General features: G+C 62.6%; 10 protein-coding genes and 1 pseudogene. 6 read left to right on the forward strand and 5 right to left on the reverse strand.

Going from position 1 to position 12689, the window contains the following annotated elements; genetic code table 11:
* Positions 1-11: 11 nt before the first annotated feature.
* Positions 12-416: a YccF domain-containing protein gene (locus IVA75_RS36450; RefSeq protein ID WP_027568963.1), complete on the forward strand. Its 405-nt coding sequence runs from the start codon at positions 12-14 to the stop codon at positions 414-416.
* 468 nt (positions 417-884) lie between these two features.
* Complete coding sequence (locus tag IVA75_RS36455) at positions 885-1058, forward strand: hypothetical protein (RefSeq protein WP_247288639.1); 174 nt, start codon at positions 885-887, stop codon at positions 1056-1058.
* Positions 1059-1173: 115 nt separating this feature from the next.
* Here the strand turns inward: IVA75_RS36455 and IVA75_RS36460 are convergent, their stop codons facing one another.
* Positions 1174-2091 (reverse strand): NADP-dependent oxidoreductase, encoded by a 918-nt coding sequence (locus IVA75_RS36460; protein ID WP_247288640.1) that lies wholly within the window; start codon positions 2089-2091, stop codon positions 1174-1176.
* Positions 2092-2436: 345 nt separating this feature from the next.
* Positions 2437-3060: a TetR/AcrR family transcriptional regulator gene (locus IVA75_RS36465; protein ID WP_247288642.1), complete on the reverse strand. Its 624-nt coding sequence runs from the start codon at positions 3058-3060 to the stop codon at positions 2437-2439.
* 124 nt (positions 3061-3184) lie between these two features.
* Here IVA75_RS36465 and IVA75_RS36470 point away from each other — a divergent pair, with 124 nt between their 5' ends.
* Both IVA75_RS36470 and IVA75_RS40415 read left to right on the forward strand, forming a co-directional pair.
* The gene (locus IVA75_RS36470) at positions 3185-4063 is read left to right on the forward strand and encodes an SDR family oxidoreductase (protein WP_247288643.1); all 879 of its coding nucleotides are present in this window, start codon (positions 3185-3187) and stop codon (positions 4061-4063) included.
* A gap of 46 nt (positions 4064-4109) precedes the next feature.
* A pseudogene (locus tag IVA75_RS40415) lies at positions 4110-4232 on the forward strand (Ohr subfamily peroxiredoxin); the annotation flags it as partial.
* Here IVA75_RS40415 and IVA75_RS36475 read toward each other — a convergent pair.
* Together IVA75_RS36475 and dctA are read right to left on the reverse strand one after the other, a co-directional pair.
* Positions 4233-5396, reverse strand: a complete 1164-nt coding sequence (locus IVA75_RS36475; RefSeq protein WP_275992101.1) for a mandelate racemase/muconate lactonizing enzyme family protein — start codon at positions 5394-5396, stop codon at positions 4233-4235. It lies immediately after the preceding pseudogene.
* 32 nt (positions 5397-5428) lie between these two features.
* Positions 5429-6745, reverse strand: a complete 1317-nt coding sequence (gene dctA, locus IVA75_RS36480; RefSeq protein WP_247288646.1) for a C4-dicarboxylate transporter DctA — start codon at positions 6743-6745, stop codon at positions 5429-5431.
* A 195-nt stretch (positions 6746-6940) separates the two neighbouring features.
* Here dctA and IVA75_RS36485 point away from each other — a divergent pair, with 195 nt between their 5' ends.
* Both IVA75_RS36485 and ppc read left to right on the forward strand, forming a co-directional pair.
* Positions 6941-7831, forward strand: a complete 891-nt coding sequence (locus tag IVA75_RS36485) for a LysR family transcriptional regulator (RefSeq protein ID WP_247288647.1) — start codon at positions 6941-6943, stop codon at positions 7829-7831.
* A gap of 827 nt (positions 7832-8658) precedes the next feature.
* Positions 8659-11448 (forward strand): phosphoenolpyruvate carboxylase, encoded by a 2790-nt coding sequence (ppc, locus tag IVA75_RS36490; RefSeq protein WP_247288648.1) that lies wholly within the window; start codon positions 8659-8661, stop codon positions 11446-11448.
* Between the two features lie 50 nt (positions 11449-11498).
* Here ppc and IVA75_RS36495 read toward each other — a convergent pair whose 3' ends face one another.
* Positions 11499-12662 (reverse strand): SMP-30/gluconolactonase/LRE family protein, encoded by a 1164-nt coding sequence (locus IVA75_RS36495; protein ID WP_247288649.1) that lies wholly within the window; start codon positions 12660-12662, stop codon positions 11499-11501.
* Positions 12663-12689 lie beyond the last annotated feature (27 nt).

The following is a 12689-nucleotide window of genomic DNA, read 5'->3' on the forward strand; positions in this document are numbered from 1 at the left end:
CGGATCATCCCATGGCTCCCGTTTCCATCCTGCTCAACCTGCTCTGGATTCTCATCGGCGGCGCCTGGATGGCGCTCGGCTGGCTGGTCGCCGCGGTCATCATGGCGATCACCATCGTTGGCCTGCCCTGGGCGCGGGCCGCGTTCAACATTGCGGTCTACACGCTGATGCCGTTCGGCTCGCGGGCGGTCAACCGCTATGAGGTCACCGGTGTCGAAGATATCGGCACCGGCCCGCTCGGGGTGATCGGCAACATCATCTGGTTCGTGCTGGCCGGCTGGTGGCTGGCGCTCGGCCACCTCCTCACCGCCCTGGCCCTCGCGATCACCATCATCGGCATTCCCTTCGCTTGGGCCCACCTCAAGCTCGCGGGCATCGCGCTCTGGCCGATCGGCAAGGTGATCGTGCCGGCCTAGGGGAGTCGTAAGCGTCCCCGCGGCACATCCTTCGAGACGCCCGCCGTTGGCGGGCCCTCAGGATGAGGGCGGAACACGTGGCTGCACCTGCAACAAATCCCGACGCAGCTCAGCCTTATCCTGAGGAGACCGCGAAGCGGTCGTCTCGAAGGACGAGGCGCTTGCTCGGGTCGTGGGATGGGTAGAGCGCCAGCGAAACCGCAATGCGTCACGTTTCATTGCAACTTTTTCCCGGCTTCATTGTTGACGAGCGGGAGCGAACGCGGCCGCAATGGACCGCGGCTGGCTGGCCCTTGGTTTCATTCTTATCGGGAGGCGATTGCATGAAGTGGCTTTGTTTGATCGGCTTTGTGGCGGGGTCAGTTGCTCTAATCCCCTCACCCTCTGCTTCGGCGATGCCCGTTGCCAAGCCGGACGCACTGGGCGCGTCTCAGACTGACACCATCGAGGTCAAGGGCGGCCACGGACATGGCGGTGGCCACGGGTTGGGTCATCGCGGCGGCCGTGGTCATCATTACGGTTGGGGCAGAGGCCGAGGCCATCATTATGGCTGGCAGCACCATCACCACTGGTAAGCGTCACTATTGTCCCGAGATCGGAGTTAAGCACATCCGGGAGTTTGAGGACCAACTAAGCTCGTAGGATGGGCTAGAGCGTGAGCGAAACCCATCATACCGTCCGCCTACGACGAAACATGATGGGTTTCGCAAGGGCTCAGCCCATCCTGCACGCTGCGTGCATCAATGGGCATGCTCCCTCAGGGACGAACGCGAATGATCGTATTCCCCTTGCGTCGCCTGGTCGGGTTTAAGGCGGTGACCGCATCGTCGAAGATCGAGATGTTGCCGATGTTTGTCCGCAATCGTCCGTCCCGCACCCGCTGGACGATCTCACTCAGTTGGGCACGATCGGCCTCGACGACAAAGTCGACCGCCAGGCCGTCGGAGGGTCGCGCCTCTGCGGGCCCGACGATGGTGACCAGTGTTCCTCCGACTCCAATCAATCCTGCGGACCGCTTCTGGATGTCACCGCCGATGACATCGAACACCAGGTCGACTTTGCCGATGTCTTCCAGGGCATCGTTGTCGAGGTCGACGAACTCCTTCGCGCCGAAGTCGAGCACTGTCTGACGGTCGGCGGCGCGTCCAGAGCCGATGACGTAGGCGCCGGCCTCTCGTGCGAGTTGCGTCACCATCGACCCGACTGCGCCGGCCGCGCCGTGTGCGAGGACGCTCTGCCCCGCCTGGAGACGGCCATGCTGGAACAGCCCTTGCCAGGCCGTCAGGCCCGAGACCGGCAGACTTGCGCCCACCGTGAAGTCGACGTCGCCCGGGAGCGGCGCGAGATTGCGTGCCTCGATCGCCACATACTCGGCAAGCGTGCCGTCGCGATACCAGTCCGCGAGGCCAAACACCCGCTGTCCTACCGACAACCCCGTAGTGCCATATCCGAGAGCGGTAACCACTCCAGCCAACTCATGCCCAAGGATCGACGGCGTTCGGTCACGCTCGAGGCGATCTGTCCAGGTCGAGGGCCACGTCAACTCGGTCGGAACAAATCCCGACGCATGAACCCGAACAATGACGTCGTTTATCGATGCCTGCGGCTCGGGCCGGTCCACCAGCTTCATCCCGGCCGTTCCCGCGGCCCGTTCTGTTACAACGATCGCCTTCATGGGATTACCTCCTCGGTCATTGTCTCTTGATGCAACTGTTGCTGGCAGCGTAAGCACAAAGGCTGTCTACAAACTGCCGGGCAGTGTGGAAGTGTCCGCGATCTGCGCTGTCTGCATTGACCGGTTTGTATTGAGACTGCCGATCGGGTTCGCTTCGGTCGCGGTACTAGCAGCTAGATGCGTCGCGCCTGGTCATGAAACCAGTACCAAGAGTGCAAATTTTGGCTGTACCAAGCGCATTCAGACGGCGCTTAGCTTGAGCGCGTAGGATGAGTAGAGCGCCAGCGAAACCCATCAAACCGTCCGCCGATGACGAAGCATGATGGGTTTCGCAAGGGCTACGGATCAGAACGACGAGGCGATCCCGTTTTCCAGCAACACTCTGGCTGCCTCGCGGTTAGCCTGGACGATGGCGGGATCACGCGTTGACTGTGCGATCACGAGCGAGCCTTCGAACAGCGACAGGATCTGGATCACGGCCCTTTCGGGTTTGCTCAATGCCAAGGGCTCAATGAGTGACGCAACGAAGCCGTGCAACTTTGTAAAATACGCTGCGATGGTCGCCTCTACGCCCGGGGAGTTTGCCTCCGGCCCGAATTCGGCCATTCCTTTCGCGAACGGACAGCCGCGGAATGAGGGCGCAAGGAGCGGTTGTTCGAGTGCGTCGAAAACAGCGAGAACGCGCTCCACTGGCGTGAGACCGGCTCGCTCGGTGGAGGTCGAAAGCATCTGAAACCAGACGGCGCTCTTGTAGCGAAGGTAGGTGGCGATGAGGTCGGCCTTCGAGGGAAAGTGCTTGTAGAACGTCATCTTGGCCACGCCGCTTTCGGCGATGATCCGGTCGATTCCGACAGAGTTGATGCTGAACCGGTAAAACAGATCTGACGCCGTCTTCAAAATGCGCTCGCGCGGGGCGAGCGCATCGAGCGGTTGAATATCCACGTCCACGAAATCAAGCAGCGTGCCCATCGATCGCCCTTAACCGAGCCGTTTGCGTCACTGGACAGACTATTCTGTCAATTTAAGGATTGCAAATACATACAGGTCTGTCTATACCTTGGTCGTGCCTTGGATTTAAGAGAAAGATCGTGAGATGAGCGGAAAAGTTGTGGTTGTGACGGGTTCGAGCAGTGGTTTTGGGAAACTCACCGCCTCGGAGCTCACAAGGCGGGGTCACACGGTGGTTGCTGCCATGCGCGACGTCGCAGGAAGAAATAGCCGTGTTCGCGACGAGCTTGTCGAAGCGGCAAAGGCCGAAGGGCGTGCGCTCCAGGTCCTGGAGATGGACGTTGCCGACGAGCAATCCGTCAACGCCGCGATCGCGGATGTCGTCCGGCAGCACGGCAGGGTCGATGCTCTGGTCAACAACGCGGGAATGATGCCCGTGGGCGTCACGGAAGCCTATACGGTCAAGGATATCGAAGCGCAGTTCGCCGTGAACTTCTTCGGCGCCGTTCGCACCGATCGCGCCGTTCTGCCGCACATGCGGGCCGCCGGCGGCGGCGTCCTCATCCATGTCACGTCGCTCATGGGTCGGGTGGTCTTCCCGTTCTTCGGTGTCTATTCCGCCAGCAAGTTCGCGCTCGAAGCCCTCGCGGAAGCCTACCGCTACGAGCTTTCGAGCTTCGGCGTCGATTCGGTCATCGTCGAGCCAGGCCCGTTCCCGAGCAACCTTCTTCCATCCAGCCCCGAACCCTCCGACCAAGCCCTGCTGAAAACCTATGGCGATGTCGCGGCGATCCCGGGTCAGATCAAGGAGCACTCCAACGATGGAAACGATCCGCAGAATCCGCCACAGCCCCAGCGCGTCGCGAATGCGATCGCGCATCTGGTCGAGGCCACGGAACGGCGGCCTCTGCGGACGGTCGTGATGCCCGAAGGCATGGATTTCGGTGTCCAGCGGCTGAACGAGGCCGTCGCCCCGATTCAGAACGACCTCCTTCGCGCGCTCGGCATGGCGAGCATGATTTGACGGGAAGACGACGAGGAACAAACTTTACAGCAACAGGGTCACCGCGATGGGCGGGCGAAGCGGCAGCATCCGTAGCGAGGACGGGATTATCGAGCTTCCGCTGGCGCTTCCCAAGACGATGGGCGGCAAGGGCGCCGCAACCAATCCGGAGCAACTCTTTGCAGCCGGCCTATTCCGCCAGTTCGCGCATGATCTTGATGAGATCCGACTTGCCCTCGAAGCCGATGCCCGGAATGTCCGGCATGACGATGTGACCGTCCTGAACCCGGACCGAATCCGGGAATCCACCGTAGGGCTGGAAGAGGTCCGGGTAGCTCTCGTTGCCGCCGAGCCCTAGACCGGCGGCGATGTTCAACGACATCTGGTGACCACCGTGCGGGATGCAGCGCGACGGCGACCAACCGTGTTGGGCTAGGACGTCCAGGGTCCGGAGATATTCGACGAGACCGTATGACAGGGCACAGTCGAACTGCAGCCAGTCGCGGTCCGGGCGCATGCCGCCGTAGCGGAGCAGGTTGCGAGCGTCTTGATGCGAAAACAGATTCTCGCCCGTGGCCATCGGAGCGGGATAGAATTCGGCGACGGCGGCCTGGAGGGCGTAGTCGAGCGGATCGCCAATCTCCTCATACCAGAACAGCGGGTACTGGCGCAGCATTTTGGCATAGGCGATGCCGGTCTCGAGATCGAAGCGGCCGTTGGCATCGACGGCGAGCTTGGCCTGCGACCCGATTTCCTTGAGCACGGCCTCGATGCGGCCGCGGTCCTCGTCGATCGACGCGCCACCGATCTTCATCTTCACGACGTTGTAGCCGCGGTCTAGATAGCCGCGCATTTCTGCCTGCAATGCGGAGTTGTCCTTGCCGGGATAGTAGTAGCCGCCGGCAGCGTAGACGAAGACCCGGGGGTTGGCCTCCTTGCCCTTCATTTCGGCCAGCAGGCGGAAAAGTGGCTTGCCGGCGATTTTTGCGGTCGCATCCCAGATTGCCATATCGAGCGTTCCGACGGCCACGGAACGCTCGCCATGACCGCCGGGCTTCTCGTTCGACATCATCTTCGCCCAGATGCGATGCGGATCGAGATTGGTACCGTCGTCGTTCAGCAGGCTGACGGGTTCGGCTTCGAGAATGCGGTCGCGAAAGCGCTCCCGGATCAGTCCGCCCTGACCGTAGCGACCGTTGGAATTGAAGCCGTAGCCGATCACTCGCCGCCCGTCGCGGACGACGTCGGTTACGACGGCGACGAGGCTGGACGTCATCTTCGAGAAATCGATGTAGGCATTCCGGATCGGTGACGAGATTGGCTTGGTCGCCTCGACGACATCTACGATACGCATCGGCATTCTCCGTTTTGAGTTGCTGACTCGGGTTAGTGGGTTGTCTCGGGAAGTTCGTATTCGCCTGTGATGGGCTGCTTGCCATGAAGGCGCATGGTCTCCGCTGCCTGCTTCTGGTCAAAGGCGCCGTCCCACTTGGCAATCGCGATCGTCGCGATCCCGTTGCCGATCAGGTTGGTCACGGCGCGGGCTTCGTTCATGAAGCGATCGACGCCGAGCAGTAGAACGAGCCCGGCTACGGGAACGGTGTGGATCGAAGAGAGGGTCGCGGCGAGCGTCACGAATCCGGCGCCAGCGACGCCAGCGGATCCCTTCGACGTCAGGAGAAGCACGCCCAGCAGGACAATCTGGTCGCCGAAGGAAAGATCGGTGTTCGTCGCCTGGGCTACGAAGATGGCGGCCATGGAAAGGTAGATCGACGTTCCGTCGGCATTGAACGTGTAGCCGGTGGGCAGCACCATGCCGACGACGGTCTTGTCGCAACCGAGCCGTTCGAGTTTGACCAGCATCTGCGGCATCACCGCTTCGGTCGAGCAGGTGCCCAGGACGATGAGGATCTCGTCCTTGAAGTAACGGAAGAACTGCGGCAGCGAAAAACCGGCCCACGTCGCGATGCCGCCGAGCACCACGACGACGAAGAGAATGGTGGTGACGTAGACACCGAGCATCAGATAGCCGAGCGACCAGAGCGTCGCGATCCCGTACTTCCCGATCGTGAACGCGACCCCCGCCCCGGCTCCTAGCGGGGCGAGGCGCATCACCATGGCCACGATCCGGAACAGGGCGTGCAGCAGGATGTCGATCACGTTCACCAGCGGCTTGCCGTAATCGCCGAGTTGAACCATGGCGATGCCGATCAGCACCGAAATCAGGATGACCTGCAGCATCATTCCCTTGGCGAAGGCCTCCACGATCGTGGTCGGGATGATGTCGAGTAGGAACTGCACGAAACCGTGGTTGCCGTCAGCGGCCTTTACGTAGGCCGAGATCGATCCCGCATCGATGTGGCTGGCGTCGATGTTCATGCCAACGCCTGGCTTGATCACGTTGACGACGACCAGGCCGATCACCAAGGCCAGTGTCGAGACGACCTCGAAGTAGATCAGCGACTTGACACCGATCCGGCCGACTTCCTTGATGTCGCTCATCTTGGCTATGCCGACGACGACCGTACCGAAGATGATCGGCGATAGCAGCATCTTGATCAGTTTGATGAAGCCGTCGGCGAGCGGCTGAAGGCTCGTCCCGACCTGAGGCCAGAGATAGCCCACCAAACCGCCGAGCAGGATGGCAAGGAGGACCTGCACATACAGTTCGCTCAAAAGTCCGAATGATGACGCTTTTCTCAATGTTTTCTCCCCTGATGGCCGCGCTGTGCCGGGCCGTGGATCGGCCTCTATAGCTGTTTGGAAAGGGCCGCTCCGATGTCCGGAACGACTTCCGTCCTGCTGCGGTGTTGTATAGCCTGCAGTGATCCGTAGGCTTCAGGCGGGGAGAAGGCTAATGCTGTTGCCGAGAATAGTTATGCCGATTTGGCATTACCGATGGAGCTGATCTGGTTTGAGGACTATCTGGCTCTCTCCGAGACCTTGAGCTTCTCCAAGGCGGCCGAAGCCCGTCACGTCACCCAGCCGGCCTTCAGCCGGCGTATCCGGGCATTGGAGGACTGGGTGGGGGCGCCGCTATTCGTTCGCACGACGCACAGCGTGACGCTCACGCCCGCCGGCGAGCATTTCCACGGCCAGGCAGAGATCCTGACCAGAGCGCTTCACCAACTGCGCCGCGAGACCCTCGAAGTGGCCGGCCGGGGCGTGGGACCGCTGTCGATCGCGGCGACGCATGTATTGTCGTTCACGTTCTTTCCGAAGTGGGTCCGGAGCAGCGAGAAGATCCTCGCCTTAGGCAATCTTAATCTGGTTTCCGACAGCATGCTGGCGTGCGAGCGGATGATGCTCCGGGGCGACGTGTCGTTCTTGTTGTGCCACTACCACCGCAGCATGGGCAGCCGGCTCGATACCAGGCAATTCAAGAGCATTGTCGTAGGGACCGACACGCTACTTCCGCTCAGCGCAGCGGGCACCGGCCGGAAGCCGCGGTGGTCGCTGCAGAGCGACGAGACCATCCCCTACTTGGCCTACAGCCCGCAGTCTGGGCTGGGCCGTATCGTTGCAAGTCAGTTAGCGAAAAGACACCTGAAGAAGATCTTCACGTCGCATCTCGCCGCGACGCTGCTATCGATGGTCAGGTCCGGAGACGGTGTCGCCTGGCTTCCGCGAACGTTGGCTGAAGACGACATCAAGGCGGGTTCGCTGGTCGCGGCCGGCGATGCCAAGTCCGTAATCCCGATCGAGATACGGCTCTTTCGACCGGCTGCACGACAGAGTCACGAAGTTGAAGCTCTCTGGTTGGCATTCGAACCTGCAGAGGTCGGCTGAAGAAACATTCGGCTCCCATGGTGACTACTACGCCCACGGTCTTCCGACGCCAAAACACGCTACATGCAGGTCAAGGAGTGGCACCGACAAATATTCTGATTGACCGAATTCACGGCTTCGGGTAAACCGCAGGACATTCCGGCCCGCTAAAAGGGCGTTTCGCGATCGTCACGATACGTGAGCCGGGATGCGATGGACGCGGCAGCGCCGGCGCGTGACGAGGTGGCGGGGCGGGCTACGCCTGTGAGCCATCGCGATCCGCGCGAACGACCCGGCGCGGTCACAGCGTTTCTTTTCGGCTTCGGGAGCGAGCACGCGCAAGCTTCCGGATGTCCGGGGAGGGACGTCCGCGGACGGCAAAAGCGTGTGGTCCTGACGCCCGGGGTCTGTGCGTCAAGGCTTGCGGTGATGTGCGGCCCGACCGGGTGCGCGCGTCGATCATCCGCGAGGCGACGGGAGCAATAGTGCATCGCTCCCCGGGGAGAGCGCGCCATAAGCCGTAAAACCATTGCGCAGGGAAGGCCGGATGTTCCGGCATCACCTGTGGTCACCCCCGCGTGCGTTTTTCGCGTGCGGACCCTGGGTGCCAGCCGGCGCCCGGCCTTCCCTGCGCCCTTTTTTCTCGACGAGGGCGAAACGGACAGCAAACTCGGGCGCCCCCCGCCGCGAGACCGCGAATGTATGTCTGCGCCCGTCAGCAAGGCGCATTCCCACCCATGATCGGTGATGTTACCGCGCCGCCCCCAACTTCATCTTGCGCTGCGGCAAAAAACTTGCACACTCGGCTGAGCCGGGCAGTCAAGCGAGCTCGACAAGGGGAGCGAGCCATGTCCCTCCAGACCATATCGTCCGACACCGCCGACCAACGCCCCAACCGCCCCGAGGATGTCCTGGCGCTGGAGGCAGATGCGCGGCTGCGGGACGATATCCGCCTGCTCGGACGCATCCTCGGCGACACCGTGCGCGACCAGGAGGGGCCTGAATTGTTCGATCTGGTCGAGCGCATCCGGCAGACCTCGATCCGATTCCACCGCGACGAGGACCGGCTCGCCCGCCGCGAGCTCGAGCAGATCCTCGACAGCATGTCGACCTCCGAGACGGTACGGATCGTCCGCGCCTTCAGCTATTTCTCCCACCTCGCCAACATCGCCGAGGACCAGAACAACATCCGCCAGATGCGCGCCAACAAGGGTGGCGGCTCCGGCGTGCTGGCCGAGACGCTCGCCCATGCGAGGGCTGCGGGCATCGGTGCCGATGCCCTGCGCAACTTCTTCAAGAGCGCGCTGGTCAGCCCGGTGCTGACCGCGCATCCGACCGAGGTGCGCCGCAAGAGCACGATGGACCGCGAGATGGAGGTCGCAGCCCTGCTCGACCGCCGCGAGCGGGTCGCGCTGACCGCGGACGAGGCTGACGCCAGCGACGAGCAGCTCCGCCGCGAGGTGCTGACGCTGTGGCAGACCAATCTGCTGCGCCGGACCAAGCTCACCGTGCTCGACGAGGTCGCCAACGGCTTGTCGTTCTACGATTACACGTTTCTGCGCGAGGTGCCGCGGCTGGTCAACACGCTGGAGGACCGGCTGGAGGAGGGCGGCGAGCAGGCGACCGGCGAGCTCGCCTCGTTCCTGCGCATGGGCAGCTGGATCGGCGGCGACCGCGACGGCAATCCCTTCGTCACCGCCGACGTGATGCGCGGCACGCTGCGGCTGCAGTCGAGCCGGGTGATGCAGTTCTATCTCAATGAGCTGCACGTGCTCGGCTCCGAGCTGTCGATCGCGGCTCATCTCGCCGACGTCTCCGAGGAGTTGCGCACGCTGGCGGAGCGCTCGCCCGATACCTCGCCGCACCGGAGCGGCGAGCCCTATCGCCTCGCGGTCTCTGGCATCTATGCGCGCCTGACCGCAACGGCCGAAATGCTTCAGGTCGAGATCACGCGCCGGCCGGTCGGCAAGGGTGCGCCATATGACAGCGTCGGGGAGTTCAAGGCCGATCTCGACGTGCTGCACCGCTCGCTGATCTCCAACAACGCCGGCGTGATCGCCCGCGGCCGGCTGCGGCTGCTGCGCCGTGCGGTGGACTGCTTCGGCTTCCATCTGGCCCGGCTCGACATCCGCCAGAACTCGGCGGTGCACGAGCGCACTATTGCCGAGCTGATGGATGCCGCCAATCCCGGCATGTCGTACCTCGCGCTCGGCGAGGACGCCCGCATCTCGCTGCTCACCAACGAGCTGCGCTCGACGCGTTCGCTGGTGTCGCCGTTCGTCAAGTACAGCGACGAGACCATGGGCGAGCTCAACGTCTTCCATGCGGCCGCGGAGGCGCATGCGAAGTTCGGCTCGGATGCCATCCCTCAATGCATCATCTCGATGTGCAAGGGCATGTCCGACATGCTCGAGGTCGCGGTGCTGCTCAAGGAGGTCGGCCTCGTTCATCCCTCCGGGCGCAGCGCCATCAACATCGTGCCGCTGTTCGAAACCATCGAGGATCTGCAGGCTTCCAGCGCCATCATGGACCGCATGCTGTCGCTGCATGATTACCGCCGGCTGGTCGACAGCCGCGGCAGCGTGCAGGAGGTCATGCTGGGCTATTCCGACTCGAACAAGGACGGCGGCTTCGTCACTTCGGGCTGGGAGCTCTACAAGGCCGAGATCGGCCTCGTCGACGTGTTCGAGCGCCACGGCGTGCGCCTGCGCCTGTTCCATGGCCGCGGCGGTTCGGTCGGCCGTGGCGGCGGCCCGAGCTACGATGCCATCATCGCCCAGCCCGGCGGCGCGGTGAACGGCCAGATCCGCATCACCGAGCAGGGCGAGATCATCTCGTCGAAATACTCCAACGCCGAAGTTGGCCGCAACAATCTGGAGATACTTGCCGCCGCGACTCTGGAGGCGAGCCTGTTGCATCCGCGCCAGAGCGCGCCGCGGCGCGAATATCTGACCGCGATGGACGAGCTTTCAAGTCTCGCCTTCAAGGCCTATCGCGGCCTCGTCTACGAGACCGACGGCTTCGTCGATTATTTCTGGGCGTCCACCGTCATCAACGAGATCGCGACGCTCAACATCGGCAGCCGTCCGGCCTCGCGCAAGAAGACTCGCGCGATCGAGGACCTTCGCGCCATCCCCTGGGTGTTCTCCTGGGCGCAATGCCGCCTGATGCTGCCCGGTTGGTACGGCTTTGGCAGCGCCGTCGAGCAATGGATCGCGGAGCATCCCGACAAGGGCATGCCGTTCCTCAAGGAGCTCTACAAGGAATGGCCGTTCTTCCGCATGCTGCTGTCGAACATGGACATGGTGCTGGCGAAAAGCTCGATCGCGATCGCCTCGCGCTATGCCGAACTCGTGCCCGACGAAGCTCTGCGTGAAAAAATCTTCGGCCGCATCCGCCGCGAATGGCATTCCTGCATCGAGACGCTGCTCGACATCATGGGTCAGGACCGCCTGCTGCAAGGCAATCCGCTGCTGGAGCGCTCGGTGCGTCACCGCTTCCCCTATCTCGACCCGCTCAACCACGTGCAGGTCGAGCTGCTGAAAGAACATCGCGCGCAGAACCCGGACGAGCAGGTGCTGCGCGGGATTCAGCTGACGATCAACGGGATCTCGGCGGGACTGAGGAATACGGGTTGAGAAGCGAGTAGCGAACCGTACGGTTCGCTACTCGCTTCTCTATTAATCGCTCACGGCTTCATCGCGCCCTGCACACTGGTGTAGACGGCATAGAGCGATGTCGAGCCACAAATATAGAGCCTATTTCGCTGCTGACCGCCGAAGCACAAATTAGCGACGGTTTCCGGAATATGAATCTTGCCCAGCAACTCGCCGGAGGGCGTGTAGCAGCGTACGCCGTCTTCGTTTGCGTCCCCCCAGCCCACCGAGCACCAGACGCGTCCTTCGGCGTCACAGCGGACGCCATCGGTGATGCTCGGTTTCGGCATCTCTGCGAACACCTTGCTGTTCGACACCTTTGCCCCGGCGACGTCGAGATCGAACACGCGGATATGGGATGGATTGTCCGGCCCGTCGGTGAAACCGGTGTCGCAGATGTAGAGCTTCTTCTCGTCCGGCGAGATGGCAAGCCCGTTCGGCTCGACAAAGTCGTCGACGACGACCTTGACCTCTCCAGACTTCGGATCGACCCGGTAGACGTTCTTCTTCTCCTGCTCGGGCTCGGCCTTGATTCCTTCGTAGAAACCGCCGATGCCGTAGGCGGGATCGGTGAACCAGATTGCGCCATCGGCCGTCACGACCGCATCGTTGGGCGAGTTCAGTCGCTTGCCATTGAACTTGTCGGCGATGATGGTGATCGAGCCGTCGAGTTCGGTGCGCGTCACGCGCCGACCGCTGTGCTCGCACGTGATCAGGCGTCCTTCGCGATCAATCGTGTTGCCGTTCGAGTTCATCGAGGGCTGGCGATAGACACTGACGTGGCCGTCGTCCTCCGAGAAGCGCATGATGCGATTATTCGGAATGTCGCTGAACAGCAGGTATCGCCCGGCCGCGAAATATACTGGCCCCTCGGCCCAGCGGAAGCCCGTTGCGACTCGCTCGACGGCCATGGTGCCGGCAAAGGCGGGAAAGCCGGGGGGCCCAAACGATGGCGGCCCCTTCTTGGCGGATTCCAAATGGGCGTCCGGATAACGGCTGCCCGGCAGTGGTCCCAACGGTAATGGCGCGGTCGATCTTGTCGGTGCACCCGTTTGGCCCAAGGGCGTTACCGACGCCCCCAGGGCTGCGGTCATGGTGACGCCCGTCGCCGCGACTGCTGCCGCGCCCTTCAGCAGGGTGCGGCGCGCGAGAACAGGCTCATTGACGTCGGTGGAGATGGTCAGTGGGTTTGTCATAGTCGCCTCCCATTTTTTTGTTTGGGA

It is taken from the genome of Bradyrhizobium sp. 134 (assembly GCF_023074155.1).
Taxonomy (GTDB): Bacteria; Pseudomonadota; Alphaproteobacteria; order Rhizobiales; family Xanthobacteraceae; genus Bradyrhizobium.